A 20,098-nucleotide genomic window follows, 5' to 3' on the forward strand; every position below is an offset into this window, starting at 1 on the left:
CTACAGAAATAGACTAGTTGAGGGCATAAAAAAATGTCGTATGAGTAAAGAGCCTTTAGATAAATCTACGTAGCGCGGCCACGAGGCGGCTTGCGACGCGGTCCCGCATCCCGTATCGTGCGCAACAGTTTTGAAGGACTGCCGATGACCGCCACACCGCTTTATTGCGCCGAGCCCGCCCGCCTCGACGCCGCCCTCCGCCTGAGCGAACGCTTCGCCCTGCCCCTGATCAGGCAACGGCCGACCGACGGCTACTGGCTGGAGCTGGGCTCCGAACGGCTGGAACTGCTGACCACCGGCAAACACGGCGCGGTGTACGCCGAATTCGTCGAAGGCGCGGCGCGCCACCGCCGCGAGCAGGGCGGCGGCCGCGGCCAGCCGGTGGCCAAGGCGGTGGGATTGAAGGGCGCGAAGGATCTGCCGCATGTGGCCGACGCCACCGCCGGCCTGGGCCGCGACAGCTTCGTGCTGGCCACGCTGGGCTGCCGGGTGACGATGGTGGAGCGCTCGCCGGTGGCGGCGGCGCTGCTGGCTGACGCGCTGGAGCGCGCGGAACGCGACGAAACCACCCGCGACATCGCCGCGCGGATGACGCTGGTGCATGCCAACTCGCGCGACTGGCTGGCCGGCCTCGCCGAAGCGCAGCGGCCCGACGTGGTGTTCGTCGACCCGATGTTCCCCGACACCGACAAGAAATCCGCCGCCGCCAAGAAGGACATGCAGGCCTTCCAGCATGTGATTGGCGACGACATGGACAGCGCCGAGCTGCTGGCCGCCGCCATCTCCGCCGCCAAGGTGCGGGTGGTGGTGAAACGGCCGCGTCTGGGCGCGGCCATCGCCGGCGTGAAGCCGTCCGCGGTGCTGGACGGCAAATCCACCCGTTTCGACCTCTACGTGATCAAAGCCCTCTCAAGCTGAGTGCGCCGCGCGGCTGTCGTCAGGCGCCTGTTCCCGCTCGCCCATGCCGTAGTCGCGCATCACCGCCGCCACCCGCAGCCGGTAGTCGGCGAACACGCCGCCCCGCCCCGCCGCCTGCGCCATCCGGTGCGATTCCAGATTGCGCCAGGCGGCAAGCGCCGTCTCGTCGCGCCAGAACGACAGCGACAGCAGCTTGTCCGGCTGATTCAGGCTCTGGAAACGCTCGATGGAGACAAAGCCGTCCATCGTCCGCAACTGCTCCGCCAACCGCGCCGCCCATTGCAAGTAAGCCTCGCGGCCGCCTTCGGCCAGCGTCGCCTCGAATATCACCGCGATCATGCTCGCTCTCCCGCGCCGAAGCGGCGCATTCTGACATTGGGCGGACCAGAAAAACGGATGCCGCCGCCCAAGGCCCGCCAGTCCGGACGGTTCTGCTCCAATGCATGCAAAGCGCCGCGGGCGGTGGCCAGGGCCAGCGTCTCGCCCGGGCAGGCATGCCGGCCGCGGCCGAAATCCATGGTCTCTGCCGGCCCGGCCGGATCGCGCGCCGCGGCGGCCAGCAACACCAGCACCTGATCGCCGGCCCGCAAGGTCTGACCGGCCAGCGTCACGTCCGCTGCGACGAAGCGTCGGGTGTGATGCAGCACCGGGTCTTGCCGCAAACGCGCGCGCCACTCGGCGGGATCGGCATGATCCCACTCGCCCTGGCAGCGCCAGGCGATGCCGGCCGACAGCAGCCCGGCGCCGGCGTCGCGGCTCTGGAACAGAATGCCGAGCAGATTCGCGCTCAGGCTGGCGTCGTCCCATTCGGAAAACACCTCGCGCCAGCGCCGCAGCCAGCCCTCTGCCGGCAGATGCGCGAGATAGGCCAACAAAATCCGGCAAGCCTCCGCGCCCCGTTCTCGCGCCGCGGCGTCGGCATCGGCCGCCAAGGCCCGGCACACCCGCGCGATCGCTTCCGCCGCCTCGGCCAACGCGGCCTCCGGCCAGCCCAACAGCGAAGCAAACGTGGCGACCGGCAGAAAATCCACCAACGCGTCCAGCCGGCGGCCATCTACCGCGCCGGCCGCCAGGAAAGCCCGAGCCAACCGCCGCGCAGTCAGTTCCGCCTCATCGCAGGGTTGGGCCGCCAGGCCCTCTCCCACCGCCGTCCGCAAGCGGGCATGCGCGTCGCCCTCGCTCATCCGCGGCCAGCGGCCGAACGCCTCTCCCAGCGGCGACCCGGCGATGCCCGCCGGCACCGGCTCCCTCACTGGCCGCACACGGCAGATGGGGCTGGCCAGCACCGCGTCCACCGCCCGGCGCGAGGCGGCCAGCCACAACCCCAGCTGCTCGTCGCGCCGCCAGCCGACCTCGGCCAACGCCCGGTAATAAGGATAAGGGTCTGGATGGCCGGCAGCGGCCAGCGCGTGTTCCGGCCAAGCGCTCATGCCCCGCCTCCCAGATATCGCCGCCGCGCGCCGTCGACGCAGCGCGCGCGGGAGCTGGCCGCGCGTTCATGCGGGGCGAACCATGCCTCCGTTTCGTCCAGCAGATCCACCGCTCGGCGCAGCAAGGCCAGCTCGGCCTCCGGCAAAAAGGCTCGGGTCTGGCGTTCGGTCAGCCGGTCTATCAGGGCCACCAGCGCGCTCTTGGCCGCGATCTGCTCCACCCTGCCATCGCGGGTGCAGACGCCGTAGGTGCCGGCCAGAAAATGCGCCCACTCTTCGTCCAAACCGCCAATTGGTTCAACCATGGGCAGCCCTTGCTCCGCCAGACGCGCCAGCTCGGCCCGGTAGCGCCGCTCGAAACGCGCGCGCAGCGTCGCCGCGTCGGCATGCTCGGCCTCGATCAGCCACTCGGCCATCGCCTGCGGATACCAGGCCAGCTCTCCATCCAGCGCCCGCTCGCCGAAGTAAGACGTGACGGTGCCGGCGCAGCGCACCTTGTAAGAAGGCAGGGGCGCGCGGCCCTCCCGCTGCAGCTCTGCCAGCCGCTCCGGCGCCAGGCCGCAGCGGAACAGCAGCTGCGGCTCGCTCATGAAATAGGTGTGTAGATAATCCAGCAGGGCTCGCATGGCAAAACTCCTTGGCATGTCGTTCGGATAGCCGTATCGTAGCCGGCGAACTACCACGATGTTTCACGCTGGAGTGAACCATGACCGCCGCCAACCTACCCGACATCAGCCGCCTGGCCAGTCTGCTGGCCGACCCCGGCCGCGCCCTGATGCTGCTGTTGATGCTGGACGGCCGCAGCTACCCGGCCAGCGAGCTGGCGCAGCACGCCGGCCTCAGCGCCCAGGCCGCCAGCAACCACCTGGCCAAGCTGCTGCAAGGCGGCGCGGTCAAGGTGGAGCAGCATGGCCGCCATCGCTATTACCTGCTGGCCAACGCGGCCATCGCCCAGGCGCTGGAGGCGCTGAGCGCCGCCGCCCACGGCCACGACTTGGCCCGGCCGCGCGCGGCCAGCCGGGTGACGCCGGAGTTGCGGCTGGCGCGCACCTGCTACGACCACCTGGCGGGCCGGCTGGGCATCGCCATCGCCGACGCGATGCTGGAAAACGGATTGCTATTGCTGGATGAGGACAGGCAGTTCGCGGTGACCGAAGCGGGCCGAGGCTGGTTCGCCGCGACGCTGGCAGTGACAGCCCCGGCCGGCGGCAAGCGGCCGCTGGCGCGGGCCTGTCTCGACTGGAGCGAGCGGCGGCCGCATCTGGCCGGCGCCCTAGGCGCGGCATTGTGCCGGGAATTCCTGCAACGGAACTGGGTGGAGCGGCGGCTGGACAGCCGCGCGCTGCGCGTCACGCCGGCCGGGCAAGCCTTCCTGCGCCAGCAGTGGGGCATCCGGCCGGAAACGCTGGCGGAATAGACGCGACGGCAGACTCAGGCGGTCAGCCGCTCGGCGAAGCCTTCCGGGATGGCGGGGCGGCCGCGTTCATTGATCGCGGTGCCTATCACCAGGCCATCCAGCACCACCTTGCCGTCGGCCGCGCGCACCACCTGCTGGCGGAAACCGAAGCGCACCTTGGACACCGCTTCGAAAGCCACGGTGACGGCGAAGGCGTCGCCGCTGGTCAGCGAGGCCTTGTAGTCCATCTCCGAGCGCACCACCACCAGATTGATCTTGTCGCGCGCCAGCTGGGCGAAGTCTATGCCCTTGGCCAGCAAAAACTCATGCCGGGCGTGCTCCAGGTAATTGAAATAGACGCCGTTGTTGACGATGCCCTGCATGTCGCACTCGTAGTCGCGCACTTTGAATTCAACGGAAAAGACTGACATCAAGCGGTTCCCTGTTTCGAAACGATGAGGCGCCCGCCGCGGCGGACAAGCCGCTTGGACGCCGACGATGGCAGGGAGTTTCTCAGATAGGCGGCCGGGGAACCAGCGCCGCCATCCGATTTCAGCGGGAGGGAGGGGTTGTCGGCGGCGCGACGCGGCGCCATTCCACCTTGGGCGGCGCCTGCAGCGCGGTGCGGCCCAGCAGCCAGGCCAGCCAGTTTTCGTTGCCGGAAAAAATCATGACAGCCTCCTCCAGCCGTGGTGGCGCAAACGCTGCTCGACCGCGGTGGCGGAACGGCGGCAGGCCAGCACCGGGATGCCCAGCGCGGCGGCGCGGTCGCGATAGTGCCGCATCACGTTGTGGCCGAGAAAATCGGTGAGCAGAATCAGCACGTCCGGCCGGCCGGGCAGCGCCGCCTTGCGCTGATGCGCGACGTTGCGGCCGCAGATGTGGCGGGCGATGCGGATGTCGTACAGGCTCAGCACCTCGGGAATATTGCCCAGGCTATCGGCTCCCACCAGCAGCGCTTCCATCTTGCCTCCTTGCCGCTTCGCGCGGAATCGGGTGATGGTTTGACTGTAAAGCGGCCCGCTAATCTCTCAAAGTAATAATAAATTTTATTTCAATATTCATTTGATATATGGATGGCATGGAAGGTCAGACTGCTAGACAGGCCCCGGCAAACCCGTTACCCTGCCCGCCCCGCGCAGCCGCGCATAAGCCACTGATTTGTCTATACAAATGAATGCCGTTGTACTAGCCGTGGGCGCCATGCTCACCCTGACCTTGCTGCGCACCCATGTCGTCATCAGCCTGCTGATCGGCGCCCTGGTCGGCGGCCTCGCCGGCGGACTGTCGCTGCCCGCCACCCTCGCCGCCTTCAACCAGGGCATCACCGGCGGCGCTTCGGTGGCGCTGTCCTACGCGCTGCTGGGCGCCTTCGCCGTCGCCATCGCCAAATCCGGGCTGCCGCACGCGATGGCCGACCTGGCGGTGAAGAAGCTGGAGCACGCCAGCGCCCACCGCAAGCTGAAATGGACGCTGATCGCGCTGCTCGGCTGCGTCAGCGTCGCCAGCCAGAATCTGGTGCCGATACACATCGCCTTCATTCCGATGCTGATCCCGCCGCTGCTGTACGTGATGGCGCGGCTGCAGCTGGACCGCCGGCTGGTGGCCTGCGTGATCACCTTCGGCCTGGTGACGCCCTATATGGTGTTTCCGGTGGGCTTCGGCGACATCTACCTGAAGCAGATCCTGCTGGGCAACGCCGCCAAGGCCGGCATGGACACTTCGAACATCAACGTGATGCACGCGATGGCGATTCCGGCGCTGGGCATGGTGGCGGGCCTGCTGTCGGCGGTGTTCGTCAGCTACCGCAAGCCGCGCCGCTACTCGTTGGGCAAAATCGAAAACGCCGAGCGCACTCACGCCCGTGTCAGCCGCAAGTCGCTGGCCACCGCCTTCGCCGCCATCGTCGCCGCGTTCTCGGTGCAGCTGTACACCGATTCGATGATCATGGGCGCGCTGTCCGGCTTCCTGCTGTTCCTCGCCGCCGGCGTGGTCAAGTGGAAGGACGCCGACGGCGTGTTCAACGAGGGCATGAAGATGATGGCGATGGTGGGCTTCACCATGATCACCGCCCAGGGCTTCGCCGAAGTGCTGCGCGCCAGCGGCGAGATCGCGCCGCTGGTCAAGGCCGGCGCGGCGTTGTTCGAGGGCCAGCGTTCTCTGGCGGCGCTGGCGATGCTGGCCATCGGCATGACGGTGACGCTGGGCATCGGCTCGTCGTTCTCCACCGTGCCCATCCTCACCGCCATCTACGTGCCGCTGTGCGCGCACCTGGGCTTCTCGCCGATGGCCACCGTGGCCATCATCGGCACCGCGGGCGCGCTGGGCGACGCCGGCTCGCCGGCGTCGGACTCGACGATGGGCCCGACTTCCGGCCTGAACCTGGACGGCCAGCACGACCACATCCGCGACACGGTGATCCCCACCTTCCTGCACTTCAACCTGCCGCTGATGACCGCCGGCTGGATCGCGGCGATGGTGTTGTAGAATGGCGGGCATGCATACTGAAAACGAAAACCGCGTCGAGGCGCTGGAAGTGCGCCTCGCCTTCCAGGACGAGCTGCTGGACGCGCTGAACGCCACCGTCGCGCGCCAGCAGAAGGAAATCGACCTGCTGCAACAGCAGATCCGCCTGCTGTACCAGCAGTTCAGAAGCGCGCAGCCGGATGACGGCCCCGGCGGCTCGCCGCGGGACGAGATTCCGCCGCACTACTGAGCGCGGCGCGCTTCACGCCGCGCGCGCCTTCCCGTTCACCGAATATGGGCAGCGCATCCCGCGCCGCCCATATTCGGGGAGACCGCCATGCGCACCTTCCGGCTTCATCCGGGCAATGGGTTCGAACACACCTTCACCTGCAGCCAAAACGCCAAGCTCACATTCCTGGTCAACGGCAGCCCCGCCGACTGCAGCGTCTTCGACATGACGGACGCTAGCGCGCCCAAGCTGCTGAACCAGCAGAAATCGATCTCTCCCGGCAATATCTCCAGACCGGTCTCGCTCAAGGCCAACACCCGCTACAAGGCGCAGATCAATCCCCACGGCGATCCCAAGCTGTCCCATGCCACGATCAGCTGGTAAACGTCGCCTTATCGGAAAAACAGGTTTGCAAATACGAAATTTTGCAGACAAATGCGTCGATATACCTGCTTTTATAGGATATTTGCCGACATAAATCGGCTGGCCGCAATCCCAGTATCCGCACGCGGCCGCCAACGGTAGGCTGGTCTCACTTTCCGCCGCCCCTGCGGCGCCCACCCGGCAACGGAGACCCGCGATGACCACCCTATTCCGCCCCAGCGCCTTCTGCTGTTGACCAACCCCAACGCAGGAGTATCCGACATGGCACACAGCATCGCAGTGAACGTTCCCGCCAGGCAGGAAATCGAAGCCGCCGACGGCGTCGTCAAACAGCTGAAGGAGTATCAGTCGAAAAACTGGGCGATCGGCCTGAACGGCGACAATCTGGCACCGGACAACTTCCTGGCCTTCTTCACCGAGCGCCAGCTGCCGTTCGCCTACTACGTCCGCGCGCAGGGCGTCAGCGTCGGCGAGCCGTCGGCCTATCAGATCAACATCGACACGCTGAACCACTACGTCGCGCTGATCCGCAGCTCCGAGGGCATCGCCGTGCACGGCGCGATCACGCAGCTGAACCACTACAAGGCCAATAATTGGGCGATCGGCCTGAACGGCAGCACGCTGCAGCCGGACGACTTCCTGCCCTTCTTCGACACCCGCGGCGTGGCGTTCGCCTACTACGTGCGCAGCGGCGGCGTCGAGCTGGGCACCCCGGCCGCCTACGACAACAATATCCGGGCGCTGCAACAGTACCTGGACAATCTGTAAACGCCCGCATCCCGCCCCGTCGGCTCCCGCCGCGGGGCGGCCTTCCTCAATCCCGCTTGCGCCGCCGCGACACCGTCGCCTCGATGTTCTTGCGGCCGATCAGCTTGACCGGCTCCGGCATCGCCGGCGCTTCCGCCTCGCCCAACCACTTGTACATCACCAGGCAATCCACCAGCCCGTGGACCGCGTGGCGGTAGGCGCGCGGCAGCCGGCCGACGACGTCGAAGCCCAGCTTCTGCCACAAGGCCACCGCCGCCGCGTTGGTGGCCACCACGCTGTTGAACTGCAGCGCCAGGAATCCCCGCTCCCGCGCGCGTTGCTGCGAGTGCTCGCACATCGCGCGGGCCACGCCCTTGCCGCGCGCCGCCGGCGCCACCATGTAGCCGCAATTGCCGACATGGCCGCCGGGCCCGGCGGCGTTGGCCTTGAGGAAGTAGCTGCCCAGCAACTGGCCATCCTCTTCCGCCAGCCAGGTTTCCAGCGGCGCCTCGCACCACAGCCGGCACGCCGCCTCCTGGTCCATGTCCGGGTCGAAAGCGTAGGTTTCGCGGGCGGCCACCACTTGGTGGAACACCGGCCAGAACGCCGCGAAATCCCGCGGCTCCATCAATCTGATCTGCATCTTGTTTTCCCGACTATCGATACTCAAGGCGTGGGCTGCGGCTTGCTGCCGGGCTGGCTCATGCCGCCGGACAGCAGGCTGGCGCCGGCGATCAACGCGCCTCCCAGCCACTCCTGCAGCGACATTTTCTCGCCGGCCAGCAGATAGGCCGACACCGCGGCGAACACCAGCTCCATCAGCATCAGCGTCATCGCCTGGGTGGCCGGCATGATGGACAGGCCGTACTGCGACACCACGCTGGTGCACAACAGCACCACGCCCAGAATCGACAATACCAGCCAGCTCTCGGCCGGGATCTCCAGCATTCTGGGGAGATCGCCGCTCTGCAGCAGGCTGAACGCGCCGATCAGCGCCACGCCGAACCACACCGTCGCCGACTTCACCGGCACCGGGATGCCGTGCGAGCGGCGGCTGATCACATTGCCCAGCGCGAAAGCCATGCCGCCTGACAGCGCCAGCCACTCGTAGCGGTGGGTCAGCGGCAGCTCGCCGGCGAACAGCTCCGGCCGGTAGATGAACACGCAACAGCCCAGCAGCGACAACCCCACCACCACCCAGCCGCGGCGGGTCAGGTGCTCGTGCAGCAGCAGCCGCGACCACAGCGCGGTCCACAGCGGCGACAGGTAGAACAGCAGCAGCACCCGCATCACCTGGCCTTCGGCCACCGCCATCGTGTAGCTGAAATTGCACCAGCCGAACAACAGCGTCAGCAGCACCAGCACCGGTTCGAAATGGAACTGGCGCCGGTACACTTTGAAGAACAGCGTCAGGCCGGCGGCGATGGTGACCAGATAGGTGGCCAGCGAGGCCATGGGCACGCTGACGCCCTGGGCCTTGAGGCTGCGGAACGGATACCACATCAGCCCCCACACCAGCGCGGTGGTGAGGATGCCGGAGGTGGCGACGATTTTTTGTTTTACAGGTGTCATGGCTGTTCTTAAGATGGTCGATTGCCTGTGCCGAATTTCGATGGAGACGCCGCTTTGAATCCCCGCCTGGCCCAATTGCATCCTTACCCGTTCCAGCGCCTGGCGGCGCTATTGGCCGACGCCAAGCCGCCGGCGGCATTGCCGCACATCAGCCTGGCGATGGGCGAACCCAAGCATCCGGCGCCGCAACTGGTGAAGGACGCGCTGTGCGCGAATCTCGCCGGCCTGTCCGGCTACCCGGCGACGCAAGGCACGCCGGCGCTGCGCCAGGCCTGCGCCGACTGGGCCGAGCGCCGCTACGGCGTGAAGCTGGACCCGGCCAGCGAAGTGCTGCCGGTCAACGGCAGCCGCGAAGCGCTGTTCTCGCTGACCCAGTGCCTGATCGACGCCGGCGGCGCGACAAAACCGGTAGTGGTGTCTCCCAATCCCTTTTACCAGATTTACGAAGGCGCGGCACTGCTGGCCGGCGCCGAGCCCTACTACCTGAATTGCGAGGCGGCGAACCGCTTCCAGCCGGACTGGGACGGCGTGCCGGATGACGTGTGGCGGCGCGCGCAGCTGGTGATCGTCTGCAGCCCCGGCAATCCCACCGGCGCGGTGATGGACCTGGCCGCCTGGGACAAGCTGTTCGCGCTGTCGGACCGCTACGGCTTCGTCATCGCCAGCGACGAGTGCTATTCCGAGATCTATTTCGACGCGCCGCCGCTGGGCGGCCTGTCCGCCGCCCGCGCGCTTGGCCGGAGCCTGGAACGGCTGGTGATGCTGACCAGCCTGTCCAAGCGCTCCAACGTGCCCGGCATGCGCTCCGGCTTCGTCGCCGGCGACGCCGCCGTCCTGAAGCAGTTCCTGCTGTATCGCACCTACCACGGCAGCGCGATGAGCCTGACGGTGCAGGCGGCAAGCCAGGCCGCCTGGAACGACGAGGCGCACGTCGAGTCCAACCGGGCCGCCTACGCCGCCAAGTTCGCCGCGGTGCTGCCGCTGCTCTCGCCGGTTCTGGAGGTAGGCATGCCGGAAGCCGGCTTCTACCTGTGGGCCAAGGTGCCGGACGGCGACGACGCGGCCTTCGCCCGCTCGCTGTTCCAGCAGCGACACGTGACGGTGCTGCCGGGCAGCTTCCTCGCCCGCGACGCCCACGGCGCCAACCCCGGCCGCGGCTACGTGCGCATCGCATTGGTGGCCGAGCAAGCAGAATGCGTGGCCGCCGCGCAAAGGATTGTAGAATTCATCCAGACCCAGCGCGCCGCGACGCCGGCGTGACGCTCCGCCACAGGACCCAGAATTACAGATGACGACTTCGATTCACATTGCCAAAGGACTGAACCAGATGCATCCGATCCAAAGCCTGATCGAACAGGCATTCGAAAACCGCGCCGAGATCACCCCCGCCACCGTGTCGCCGGAACTGAAGGCCGCCATTGAGCAGGTCGTAACGGAACTGGACAACGGCCATCTGCGCGTCGCCGAAAAGCAAGGCGGCGACTGGGTGGTGAACCAGTGGGTGAAGAAAGCGGTGCTGCTGTCCTTCCGCATCCGCGACAACGCGGTGCAGGACGACGGCGTCAACCGCTATTTCGACAAAGTCGACACCAAGTTCTCCGACTGGAGCCAGGCCCGCTTCCAGGAAGCCGGCTTCCGCGTGGTGCCGGGCGCGGTGGCGCGCAAGGGCAGCTTCATCGCCAAGAACACCGTGCTGATGCCGTCCTACATCAATATCGGCGCCTACGTCGACGAAGGCGCGATGGTGGATACCTGGGCCACCGTCGGCTCCTGCGCCCAGATCGGCAAGAACGTGCACCTGTCCGGCGGCGTCGGCATCGGCGGCGTGCTCGAGCCGCTGCAGGCCAACCCCACCATCATCGAGGACAACTGCTTCATCGGCGCGCGCTCAGAAATCGTCGAGGGCGTGATCGTCGGCGAGGGCTCGGTGATCTCGATGGGCGTCTACATCGGCCAATCCACCAAGATCTACGACCGCGAAACCGGCGAAGTGATGTACGGCCGCGTGCCGCCGGGCTCGGTGGTGGTGTCCGGCAACCTGCCGTCCAAGGACGGCAGCCACAGCCTGTACTGCGCGGTGATCGTCAAGAAGGTGGACGCGCAAACCCGCAGCAAGACCAGCATCAACGAACTGCTGCGCGGCGTGTGATCCCGACCTGAAAGACGCCTCCCGGCGTCTTTGCGCCGGCCGCGAACCGATCCCCGGTCGCGGCCGGTGTGCCATTATGGCAACACCCCTGCCCCGGTCGCGATGACATGGGCATCAAATTGCGGCGATTTTGCACACCGTAACATAGCTAGATTTGGCGCAAAGTCGCCAACGCTATAAAATCCAGCTATTCGAGACCGGATAGTACGCTACCATAAACCGCGGCCGACCTGATTCTCGCCGGCAGCCGAACCGGTTGAATTTCGCCGTCGCAGCGGGGTCAGATACGGGATCCCTCTTTCAAGCTGTTTGGAATTTTTGTGTCCACAGACCATTTCATCGAATTCAGGAACGTCAGCTTCGCCTACGGCGACCGGCCCATCCTGAAGAACCTTACGCTCAGCGTGCCGCGCGGCAAGCTGGTCGCCATCATGGGCGGCAGCGGCAGCGGCAAGACCACGCTGCTGCGGCTGATCTCCGGCCAGATTCGCCCGCAGTCGGGCGAAGTGCTGGTGGACGGCCGCGACATCGCGCGGATGAGCCAGTCCGAGCTGTACCAGCACCGCCGCCGCATGGGCATGCTGTTCCAGTTCGGCGCGCTGTTCACCGACCTTTCGGTCGCCGACAACGTCGCCTTCCCGCTGCGCGAGCACACCAAGCTGCCGGAAAGCATGATCCAGGACCTCGTCACCATGAAATTGGAGGCGGTGGGCCTGCGCGGCACGCAGAAGCTGATGCCGGCCGAGCTGTCGGGCGGCATGGCGCGCCGCGTCGCGCTGGCGCGCGCGATCGCGCTCGATCCGCAGCTGATGCTGTACGACGAGCCCTTCACCGGCTTGGACCCGATCTCGCTGGGCGTGATCGCGCTGTTGATCAAGAAGCTGAACGACGCGCTGGGCACCACCGCGGTGATGGTCACCCACGACGTCCACCAGTCGCTGGCCATCGTCGACCATGTGCTGTTCGTCGCCAATGGCCAGATCATCGCCCAGGGCTCGCCGGACGAAGTCCGCGCGTCCGACTCCCCATGGGTAAAGCAATTCATCAACGGCGAGGCCGACGGCCCGGTGCACTACAACTTCCCCGCAGCCACCTCGCTGGCTGCGGACCTGGGTCTGCAAGGAGGCGGGCATGCTTGATTTTCTGACCTCGCCGCTGCGCCGCCTCGGCCATACCACCATCAACGCCGTCTGGCGGCTGGGCTTCGCCGCCCGCTTCCTGGCCGCCATCCTGCTCAACAGCGGCCAGAGCCTACTGCGGCTGCAGATGACGATACGCGAGATCTACTTCGCCGGCGTGATGTCGCTGATCATCATCGTCGTCTCCGGCCTGTTCGTCGGCATGGTGCTGGGCCTGCAGGGCTACACCACGCTGGCCAAGTTCGGCTCCGCCGACGCGCTGGGCGCGATGGTGGCGCTGGCGCTGCTGCGCGAGCTGGGCCCGGTGCTGGCCGCGCTGCTGTTCGCCAGCCGCGCCGGCAGCGCGATGACCGCCGAAATCGGCCTGATGAAGACCACCGAGCAACTGGACGCGATGAGCGTGATGGCGGTCAACCCGATGGCCCGCGTGATCGCCCCGCGCTTCTGGGCCGGCGTGATCTCCATGCCCATCCTGGCCGCGCTGTTCAACGTGGTCGGCATCTTCGGCGGCTATCTGGTCGGCGTGGTGATGATAGGCCTGGACGCCGGCACGTTCTGGTCGCAGATGCAGGGCAATGTGGACCTGCACTACGACGTGATCAACGGCATCATCAAGAGCCTGGTGTTCGGCATCGCCGTGACGCTGATCGCCGTGTTCGAGGGCTACGACGCCACCCCGACCGCCGCCGGCGTGTCGGCCGCCACCACCCGCACCGTGGTCACCTCGGCGCTGGTGATCCTGGCGCTGGATTTCGTGCTGACCGCCTTCATGTTCTAGGAATAAAACGAATGAAACGCTCTACCATTGATTTATGGGTCGGCATCTTTGTCGCCCTCGGCATCGCCGCCGTCGTCTTCCTGTCGCTGAAAGTGGCCAATCTTACGCCGCAGAGCGCGTCGCAAACCTATGTCGTCTACGCCGACTTCGACAACGTCGGCGGCCTGAAGGTGAAGGCGCCGGTCAAGGAAGCCGGCGTACTGGTGGGCCGCGTGTCCGACATCCGCCTGGACCCGAAGACCTACCGCGCCCGCGTCGCGCTGAACATCGACAAGACCTACCAGCTCAGCGATGACGTCAGCGCCTCGATCCTGACCTCCGGCCTCTTGGGCGAGCAATACATCGGCCTGCAGCAAGGCGGTTCGGAAACCAATCTGGCGCCCGGCGGCACCATCACCATCACCTCGTCGGCGCTGGTGCTGGAACAGTTGATCGGTAAATTCATGACCGGATTTACCGGCAAAGACGCAAGCAAATAGCGTCGCAAGCGGGGCCAACCCTCCTCGCGGCACCGCGTGCCGCCCGACTAGTGAAAAATGGAATGTCGCAAATGAAGAAACTGCTTACCCTGTTCTGTCTGATGCTGGGCCTGTCCTCCACCCAGGTTCTGGCCGCCGCCGACAACCCGGTCGAGCTGATCAAGGACGGCTCGCGCCAAGTGCTGGACATCCTGAAGCAGGACAACGGCAAGAACACCAAGCAAGTGCGCCAGCAGGCCGAAGCCGTCGCCGTGCCGCTGTTCGACTTCCCGCGCATGACCGCGCTGGCGGTCGGCCTGGGCTGGCGCCAGGCGTCGCCGGATCAGCGCAATGAGCTGACCCAGCAATTCCAGACCCTGCTGGTGCGCACCTACTCCACCACCATGACCCGCTTCAAGACCGCCCAGGTCAACGTGCAACCCAACCCGGTGCCCGGCGCCAACGGCAAGGACGTCACCGTGAAGTCCAGCGTCACCCTGCCGGGCAACGCCAATCCGGTGTCCGTCGACTACGTGCTGAACAAGGGCGACAAGGGCTGGAAGATCTACAACGTCAGCGTGGAAGGCGCCAGCCTGGTGACCGTGTACCGCAACAGCTTCACCGAGGAAATCCGCAAGAACGGCGTGGATGGCCTGATCAAGCTGCTGCAGGACAAGAACGCCGGTCCGGCATCCGCCGCTGCGGCCGCCAAGGGCAAGGGCTGATGCTGAACGCCACCGCCCCCGGCGCGGCCAGCCTGTCCGGCCGCATCGACATGGCCAGCTGCGCGTCGCTGGCGCGGCCGCTGGCTCAGCTGGCGGCCCAGGGGCCGCTGCGGCTGGATCTGTCCGGCGTGGAAACCGCCGACTCCGCCGCGCTGGCGCTGCTGCTGGCGGCGCGCCGCGCCGCCGCCGCCGCCGGCCACCCGCTGACGCTGTCCGGCATCCCCGCCGGCCTCGCCACGTTGGCCGGCCTGTACAATCTCGAACCTTTGCTTCGCGCTGGAGACTGACCATGCGCCCCGATAAACTCCTGGCCGCAACCGCGCTCCTGCTGCTGGCCGGCTGCGCCAGCCATCCCACCACCGCCTACGACCCGTACGAGCCGTACAACCGCGCGATGTTCACGGTCAACGACAAGGCCGACCAATGGGTGATCAAGCCGGTGGCCCAGGGCTACCAGGCCGTCGTGCCCTCGCCCATTCGCACCGGGGTGGGCAACTTCTTCGACAACCTGAAGGATGTCTACAGCTTCGCCTTCAACATCCTGCGCGCCGAGCCGGAAAAAGCCGCCAACGACTTCATGCGCGTGGCGATGAACACCGGCTTCGGCCTGTTCGGCCTGATCGACATCGCCGACCAGGCCGGACTGAAGAACAACAAGACCTCGCTGGGCGATGTCATGTCAGCCTGGGGCTGGAAGAACAGCAACTACTTCGTGCTGCCCTTCTTCGGCCCGTCGACGGTGCGAGACAGCACTGGCCTCGCCACCTCCCTGGTCGGACCCGGTCCGGAAAAGCTGGTCTACCACAACACCAACGAGGCCATCGCCTTCTATAGCGTCTACGGCGTCAGCACCCGCGCCAAACTGCTGGGCGCCGACAATCTGCTGGACACCGCGGCAGTGGACCGCTACAGCTACACCCGTGACCTCTACATGCAGTACCGCGCCAAGCAGCTGGGCCAGCCGGACCCGACCCAGCCGGTGGACAACTTCAATCTGGACGATCTGGTGAACGGCGGCGACAGCTCCGCCCCCGCCGCAGAACGCAAAACCGCTCCGGCGGAAGCGTCCGCGCCCGCGGCGGCCGTCGCCGCTTCGGCCGCGCAATAAGCGCCCGCCCCGTCCCACGCCGCTGCCGTCCTCCGGACGGCGGCGTTTTTCTTTTTCAAAACACAGGAGCCGCCATGAGCCAATTGCCCGCCTGTCCGCAATGCGGATCGGAATACACCTACCAGGACGGCGCGCTGTTCGTGTGCCCGGAGTGCGCGCATGAATGGAGCGATCAGCCGGCCGCCGCAACCGAGGAAGTCCGCGTGGTGCGCGACGCCGTCGGCAACGTATTGCAGGACGGCGACAGCGTCACCGTGATCAAGGACCTGAAGGTCAAGGGATCGTCGCTGGTGGTCAAGGTCGGCACCAAGGTGAAGAACATCCGCCTGGTGGACGGCGACCATGACATCGATTGCAAGATAGACGGCATCGGCGCGATGGGCCTGAAGTCAGAGTTCGTCAAGAAAGCCTGATCCGCGCGGCGTATGCCGGTGATCGACGTAGGCGGCCCTCCGGCCGCCTTTTTTCATCCCTTCTATACTCATGACAACTCCATCGCCAAGCGCCGACATCGATGATCCGCGTATTGTCCGGACTTTGGGCTTGCCTGTGGCTATGCCAGGCCGCCGCCCAGCCTCCCGCCGTCCGCCTGTGCCATGAGGACGCGCCATCCTATCCCTGGCTGCTGGAAAACGGCCGCGGCCTCAGTCAGATCATGATGGACATGGTGGCCAAGCGGCTAGACATCGTCATCCAGACCGAAGCGCTGCCCTGGGTGCGCTGCATGGCCGAGGTCAAGGCCGGCCGCCTGGACGGCCTGTACAAGGTCAGCTACGCGCCGGAGCGGATGGCGCTGGGCGAGTTTCCGCTGAAGCACGGCCAACCCGACGCCGCGCTGCGCATGCTGACCGACAGCTACCATCTCTATCGCGCCAGAAGCGGCCATCTGGGCTGGGACGGCCGCCATATCGCCCATGCGGACAGGGGCATCGCCGCCCAGGCCGGGTTTTCCATCGTCGCCCAGCTGCAGCAATGGGGCCTGCGGGTGGACAGCAGCTCGCGCAGCGCGGCGGTCATCCTGCGCAAGGTGCTGCTGGGCAGGGTGGATGGCGCGGCGCTGCAAAGCCGGGCGGCGGACGACGCCATCGCCGCCGACCCGTCGCTGCAGGGCACGCTGGACAAGCTGGAGCCGCCGCTGGCGGTCAAACCCTATTACCTGATCTTCTCGCACGATTTCTACCAGCGCCAGCCGGCGCTGGCCCGGCGAATATGGGACGCCGTGGCCGAAGTGCGCGCCTCGCCGGCCTACGCCGCCGCCCGCCCAGGCCAGTGAGCGGCGGCAAGCGCCGGCGCCGGACAAAAAAACGCCGCGTCCCGAAGGCCCGCGGCGTTTTCCGTCATCGACGGCTCTGCGCTCAGCTGACGCGCTCGATCAGCGCGCCGACGGCGCCCAGTTTCTTCTCGATGTACTCGTAGCCGCGGTCCAGGTGGTAGATGCGGTCGACGATGGTTTCGCCCTCGGCCACCAGGCCGGCGATTACCAGGCTGGCGGACGCGCGCAGGTCGGTGGCCATCACAGTGGCGCCGGACAGCTTCTCCACGCCCTTGACGATGGCGGTGTTGCCTTCCACTTCGATGTTGGCGCCCATGCGGTTCAGCTCGGGCACGTGCATGAAGCGGTTTTCGAAGATGGTCTCGGTCACCACGCCGGCGCCCTCGGCTACGCAGTTCAGCGTCATCAGCTGGGCCTGCATGTCGGTCGGGAAGGCCGGATACGGCAGGGTGCGGAAATTGACGGCCTTGGGGCGCTGCTTCATGTCCAGCGAGATCCAGTCGTCGCCGCACTCGATCAGCGCGCCGGTTTCGCGCAGCTTGTCCAGCACCGCTTCCATGCTCTTGGGCGCGGCGTTGCGCAACACCACGTGGCCGCGGGTCATCGCGCCGGCCACCAGGAAGGTGCCGGCCTCGATGCGGTCCGGCATCACCGCGTACTCTGCGCCGTGCAGCTTGTCCACGCCCTCGACCACCAGGCGGTCGGTGCCGATGCCGGAAATCTTGGCGCCCATCGCCACCAGACAGTGGGCCAGGTCGGTCACTTCCGGCTCGCGGGCGGCGTTTTCCAGGATGGTGGTGCCCTCGGCCAGGGTAGCGGCCATCAGCAGGTTCTCGGTGCCGCCGACGGTCACCACATCCATCACGATGCGGGCGCCGCGCAGACGCTTGGCGCGCGCCTTGACGTAGCCGTGTTCGATCGACACTTCCGCGCCCATCGCCACCAGGCCCTTGATGTGCTGGTCCACCGGGCGGCTGCCGATCGCGCAGCCGCCGGGCAACGACACGGTGGCTTCGCCGAAGCGCGCCAGCGTCGGGCCCAGCACCAGGATGGACGCGCGCATGGTCTTCACCAGATCGTACGGCGCCACCAGGCTGTCCAGCTGCGAAGCGGTGATCTCCACCTCGTGCACATTGTCGGTCATCACCCGCACGCCCATGCCTTGCAGCAGCTTCTGGGTGGTGGCGATGTCGCGCAGCATCGGCACGTTGGTGAAACGCATGGTGTCGCCGGTCAACAGGCCGGCGCAGAGGATGGGCAGCGCGGCGTTCTTGGCGCCGGAAACGCGGATCTCGCCGTTCAGCGGGCCGTTGCCGATGATTTTCAGTTTATCCATGGTATTGCTTTCAGGCTTGCTGTTTGGCCCACTCGTCCGGCGTGGCCGCCTTGACGATGGAGAGCGCGTGGATTTCGTTGCTGGCCAGGCGGCTGGCGATCACTTCCTTCACCAGGCGGTGGCGGTCGATCAGGCGCTTGCCTTCGAAGGCGGCCGAGACCACGGTGGCGTAAAAGTGGTGGCCGTCGCCCTCCACTTTCAGGAAAGCACAGTCGAGGCCGGCCTCGATATATTGTTTGACTTGCTCAGGGGTCATCTTGATTGTCCGAATGGCGAATAGGGTTCAGTGGCGCAGCTTGTAGCCCGCGCGGATCATGCCCAGCGCCAGCGCGCACAGCAGCGCGAAGCTGCCGGCCGCCACGCCGGCCGACAGCCAGGGGCTGACGTCGGCCTGGCCGAAGAAACCGTAGCGGAAGCCGTCGATCATGTAGAACACCGGGTTGGCGTGCGACACGGCGTACCAGAACGGCGGCAGGCTGTGGATGGAATAGAACACGCCCGACAGGAAAGTCAGCGGCATGATCAAAAAGTTCTGGAAGGCGGCCAGCTGGTCGAATTTTTCCGCCCAGATGCCGGCGATCACGCCCAACGCGCCCAGCACGCCGCAGCCCAGCACGGCGAAAATCAGCGCCCACAACGGCTGGGCCGGCAGCGGCAGGCCAAACCACGCGGTGACGGCGAGCACGCCGGCGCCCACCGCCAGGCCGCGCACGATGGAGGCCAGCAGGTAGGCGAAGAAGAACTCGGCCGCGGTCAGCGGCGGCAGCAGCAGGAACACGATGTTGCCGGTGATCTTGGACTGGATCAGGCTGGACGAGCTGTTGGCGAAGGCGTTCTGCGCCATCGACATCATCGCCAGGCCCGGGATCAGGAAGGCGGTGTAATCGACGCCGGGATAGGCCTCGACATGCTTGGACAGCACGTGGGCGAAGATCAGCTGGTACATCAGCGCGGTCAGCACCGGCGCCGCCACGGTCTGGAACGCCACTTTCCAGAAGCGCACCAGTTCCTTCTTGAACAGGGTCAGGAAACCGGTCATGCCGCGCCTCCATTCATCATCTTGACGAACACGCTTTCCAGATCCGCCTCCACCACGTTCAGTTCGCGCACTTCCACGCCGGCCAGGCGCAGCTCGGCGAGCACGCCCTCCAGCTCGGACAGATCCGCCAGTTGCAGCACCGCGCGGCCGTCGTCGTCCCGCAGCTTGCGCGGCAGCAGGCTGTCGGGCAGCGGGCCGGACAGCTTGACCGCCACTTCGCGGCGCGCGCTGTGAGCCAGCAGCTTGTCCTTGTTCTCCAGCGCCAGCAGCCTGCCCTTCTTCAGCATGGCGATGCGGCCGCACAGGGCCTCGGCCTCTTCCAAGTAATGGGTGGTCAGCACGATGGTGGTGCCGGCGCGGTTCAGCTCCTGGACGAAGGTCCACAGGCTCTGGCGCAGCTCGACGTCGACACCGGCGGTGGGCTCGTCCAGCACCACCACGGGCGGGCGGTGCACCAGCGCCTGCGCCACCATCACCCGGCGCTTCATGCCGCCGGACAAGGCGCGCATATTGCTGTCGGCCTTGTCGGCCAGGCCCAGCTTGAACAGCAGCTCGTCGATCCAGGCCTCGTTGCGAGCCAGGCCGAAGTAGCCGGACTGGAAGCGCAGCGTCTCGCGCACCGACAGGAAGGGATCGAACACCAGCTCCTGCGGCACCACGCCGAGCGCGCGCCGCGCGTCGCGGAAGTCGCGCACCACGTCGCGGCCCATCACCCGGATGCTGCCGCTGTCGGGGCGGGCCAGGCCGGCCAGCGCCGAGATCAGCGTGGTCTTGCCGGCGCCGTTGGGGCCGAGCAAAGCGAAGAATTCGCCGGGCTCGACAGCGAAGCTCACCCGGTCCAGCGCCTGCAGCTGGCCGTAGCGCTTGCTGACGGCCTCGATTTCGATTGCGTGGGACATGAAAACCATGGGGCCACCAAGGCGATGCCGTCCGGATGAACGCGCGCTAGTG

27 protein-coding genes are annotated in these 20,098 nt (G+C 66.6%); 16 read left to right on the forward strand and 11 right to left on the reverse strand.

From position 1 onward, the window contains the following. Positions 1–144 precede the first annotated feature (144 nt). The gene (locus tag ACX17K_RS21170; protein WP_347751645.1) at positions 145–918 is read left to right on the forward strand and encodes a class I SAM-dependent methyltransferase; all 774 of its coding nucleotides are present in this window, start codon (positions 145–147) and stop codon (positions 916–918) included. Here ACX17K_RS21170 and ACX17K_RS21175 read toward each other — a convergent pair. The 3 genes from ACX17K_RS21175 to ACX17K_RS21185 are packed head-to-tail and all read right to left on the reverse strand — an operon-like array spanning position 910 to position 2,974. Next, entirely contained in the window at positions 910–1,257 is a 348-nt protein-coding gene (locus ACX17K_RS21175; RefSeq protein ID WP_493776316.1) for an antibiotic biosynthesis monooxygenase family protein, read from the reverse strand. The genes ACX17K_RS21170 and ACX17K_RS21175 overlap by 9 nt on opposite strands. Further along, on the reverse strand, positions 1,254–2,348 hold the full coding sequence (locus ACX17K_RS21180; protein ID WP_493776317.1) for a hypothetical protein: 1,095 nt from the start codon (positions 2,346–2,348) through the stop codon (positions 1,254–1,256). The genes ACX17K_RS21175 and ACX17K_RS21180 overlap by 4 nt, the downstream gene beginning before the upstream one ends. Then, complete coding sequence (locus tag ACX17K_RS21185) at positions 2,345–2,974, reverse strand: DUF6058 family natural product biosynthesis protein (protein ID WP_493776318.1); 630 nt, start codon at positions 2,972–2,974, stop codon at positions 2,345–2,347. Before ACX17K_RS21185 ends, ACX17K_RS21180 begins: the two co-directional genes overlap by 4 nt. A gap of 80 nt (positions 2,975–3,054) precedes the next feature. On the opposite strand from ACX17K_RS21185, the gene ACX17K_RS21190 reads away from it, so the two are divergent. Continuing rightward, positions 3,055–3,765, forward strand: coding sequence for an ArsR/SmtB family transcription factor (locus ACX17K_RS21190; RefSeq protein WP_493776319.1), 711 nt, complete (start codon positions 3,055–3,057; stop codon positions 3,763–3,765). 14 nt (positions 3,766–3,779) lie between these two features. Here the strand turns inward: ACX17K_RS21190 and ACX17K_RS21195 are convergent, their stop codons facing one another. Together ACX17K_RS21195 and ACX17K_RS21200 are read right to left on the reverse strand one after the other, a co-directional pair. Then, complete coding sequence (locus ACX17K_RS21195) at positions 3,780–4,175, reverse strand: acyl-CoA thioesterase (protein WP_347370629.1); 396 nt, start codon at positions 4,173–4,175, stop codon at positions 3,780–3,782. Positions 4,176–4,412: 237 nt separating this feature from the next. Further along, entirely contained in the window at positions 4,413–4,709 is a 297-nt protein-coding gene (locus tag ACX17K_RS21200; RefSeq protein ID WP_021475592.1) for a DUF2325 domain-containing protein, read from the reverse strand. Positions 4,710–4,917: 208 nt separating this feature from the next. Here ACX17K_RS21200 and ACX17K_RS21205 point away from each other — a divergent pair, with 208 nt between their 5' ends. The 4 genes from ACX17K_RS21205 to ACX17K_RS21220 all read left to right on the forward strand — a co-directional run bounded on the left by ACX17K_RS21205 (position 4,918) and on the right by ACX17K_RS21220 (position 7,591). Then, on the forward strand, positions 4,918–6,231 hold the full coding sequence (locus ACX17K_RS21205) for a Na+/H+ antiporter family protein (protein ID WP_493776320.1): 1,314 nt from the start codon (positions 4,918–4,920) through the stop codon (positions 6,229–6,231). A 1-nt stretch (position 6,232) separates the two neighbouring features. Continuing rightward, complete coding sequence (locus tag ACX17K_RS21210; protein ID WP_082107302.1) at positions 6,233–6,460, forward strand: SlyX family protein; 228 nt, start codon at positions 6,233–6,235, stop codon at positions 6,458–6,460. A gap of 87 nt (positions 6,461–6,547) precedes the next feature. Next, complete coding sequence (locus ACX17K_RS21215) at positions 6,548–6,823, forward strand: hypothetical protein (protein WP_493776321.1); 276 nt, start codon at positions 6,548–6,550, stop codon at positions 6,821–6,823. A 261-nt stretch (positions 6,824–7,084) separates the two neighbouring features. Further along, the gene (locus ACX17K_RS21220) at positions 7,085–7,591 is read left to right on the forward strand and encodes a hypothetical protein (protein ID WP_221664904.1); all 507 of its coding nucleotides are present in this window, start codon (positions 7,085–7,087) and stop codon (positions 7,589–7,591) included. A 46-nt stretch (positions 7,592–7,637) separates the two neighbouring features. Here the strand turns inward: ACX17K_RS21220 and ACX17K_RS21225 are convergent, their stop codons facing one another. Then, positions 7,638–8,213: a GNAT family N-acetyltransferase gene (locus ACX17K_RS21225; RefSeq protein WP_493776322.1), complete on the reverse strand. Its 576-nt coding sequence runs from the start codon at positions 8,211–8,213 to the stop codon at positions 7,638–7,640. 23 nt (positions 8,214–8,236) lie between these two features. Further along, positions 8,237–9,142, reverse strand: a complete 906-nt coding sequence (locus ACX17K_RS21230) for a DMT family transporter (RefSeq protein ID WP_493776323.1) — start codon at positions 9,140–9,142, stop codon at positions 8,237–8,239. 54 nt (positions 9,143–9,196) lie between these two features. Between ACX17K_RS21230 and dapC the strand changes: the two genes are divergently transcribed. From dapC to ACX17K_RS21280, 10 genes are all read left to right on the forward strand, one after another. Continuing rightward, positions 9,197–10,402, forward strand: a complete 1,206-nt coding sequence (gene dapC / locus ACX17K_RS21235; RefSeq protein ID WP_493776324.1) for a succinyldiaminopimelate transaminase — start codon at positions 9,197–9,199, stop codon at positions 10,400–10,402. A gap of 67 nt (positions 10,403–10,469) precedes the next feature. Beyond that, positions 10,470–11,291 (forward strand): 2,3,4,5-tetrahydropyridine-2,6-dicarboxylate N-succinyltransferase, encoded by an 822-nt coding sequence (gene dapD / locus ACX17K_RS21240; RefSeq protein WP_493776325.1) that lies wholly within the window; start codon positions 10,470–10,472, stop codon positions 11,289–11,291. A gap of 320 nt (positions 11,292–11,611) precedes the next feature. Next, positions 11,612–12,430 (forward strand): ABC transporter ATP-binding protein, encoded by an 819-nt coding sequence (locus ACX17K_RS21245; protein WP_493776326.1) that lies wholly within the window; start codon positions 11,612–11,614, stop codon positions 12,428–12,430. Continuing rightward, positions 12,423–13,208 (forward strand): lipid asymmetry maintenance ABC transporter permease subunit MlaE, encoded by a 786-nt coding sequence (mlaE, locus tag ACX17K_RS21250; RefSeq protein WP_166440945.1) that lies wholly within the window; start codon positions 12,423–12,425, stop codon positions 13,206–13,208. The genes ACX17K_RS21245 and mlaE overlap by 8 nt, the downstream gene beginning before the upstream one ends. A gap of 11 nt (positions 13,209–13,219) precedes the next feature. Continuing rightward, positions 13,220–13,687 (forward strand): outer membrane lipid asymmetry maintenance protein MlaD, encoded by a 468-nt coding sequence (gene mlaD / locus ACX17K_RS21255; protein ID WP_021475582.1) that lies wholly within the window; start codon positions 13,220–13,222, stop codon positions 13,685–13,687. Positions 13,688–13,758: 71 nt separating this feature from the next. Then, positions 13,759–14,391, forward strand: coding sequence for an MlaC/ttg2D family ABC transporter substrate-binding protein (locus ACX17K_RS21260; RefSeq protein WP_231155064.1), 633 nt, complete (start codon positions 13,759–13,761; stop codon positions 14,389–14,391). Further along, a complete protein-coding gene (locus ACX17K_RS21265; protein WP_493776327.1) occupies positions 14,391–14,678 on the forward strand; it encodes an STAS domain-containing protein in 288 nt (95 codons plus the stop codon). Before ACX17K_RS21260 ends, ACX17K_RS21265 begins: the two co-directional genes overlap by 1 nt. 2 nt (positions 14,679–14,680) lie before the next feature. Next, on the forward strand, positions 14,681–15,499 hold the full coding sequence (locus ACX17K_RS21270; RefSeq protein ID WP_493776328.1) for an MlaA family lipoprotein: 819 nt from the start codon (positions 14,681–14,683) through the stop codon (positions 15,497–15,499). A 74-nt stretch (positions 15,500–15,573) separates the two neighbouring features. Next, positions 15,574–15,912, forward strand: coding sequence for a zinc ribbon domain-containing protein YjdM (locus ACX17K_RS21275; RefSeq protein ID WP_493776329.1), 339 nt, complete (start codon positions 15,574–15,576; stop codon positions 15,910–15,912). 101 nt (positions 15,913–16,013) lie between these two features. Further along, entirely contained in the window at positions 16,014–16,772 is a 759-nt protein-coding gene (locus ACX17K_RS21280) for a hypothetical protein (RefSeq protein ID WP_493776330.1), read from the forward strand. An 82-nt stretch (positions 16,773–16,854) separates the two neighbouring features. Here the strand turns inward: ACX17K_RS21280 and murA are convergent, their stop codons facing one another. From murA to ACX17K_RS21300, 4 genes are read right to left on the reverse strand one after another with little or no spacing between them, the layout of a single operon-like run. Continuing rightward, positions 16,855–18,108 (reverse strand): UDP-N-acetylglucosamine 1-carboxyvinyltransferase, encoded by a 1,254-nt coding sequence (gene murA / locus ACX17K_RS21285; RefSeq protein ID WP_493776331.1) that lies wholly within the window; start codon positions 18,106–18,108, stop codon positions 16,855–16,857. 10 nt (positions 18,109–18,118) lie between these two features. After that, positions 18,119–18,364, reverse strand: coding sequence for a BolA family protein (locus ACX17K_RS21290; RefSeq protein WP_493776332.1), 246 nt, complete (start codon positions 18,362–18,364; stop codon positions 18,119–18,121). Positions 18,365–18,391: 27 nt separating this feature from the next. Continuing rightward, entirely contained in the window at positions 18,392–19,147 is a 756-nt protein-coding gene (locus ACX17K_RS21295; protein WP_493776333.1) for an ABC transporter permease, read from the reverse strand. Beyond that, the gene (locus ACX17K_RS21300; protein ID WP_104948002.1) at positions 19,144–20,046 is read right to left on the reverse strand and encodes an ABC transporter ATP-binding protein; all 903 of its coding nucleotides are present in this window, start codon (positions 20,044–20,046) and stop codon (positions 19,144–19,146) included. The genes ACX17K_RS21295 and ACX17K_RS21300 overlap by 4 nt, the downstream gene beginning before the upstream one ends. Between the last annotated feature and the right edge of the window lie 52 nt (positions 20,047–20,098).

The organism is Chromobacterium sp. INPA-IVC, assembly GCF_059047085.1.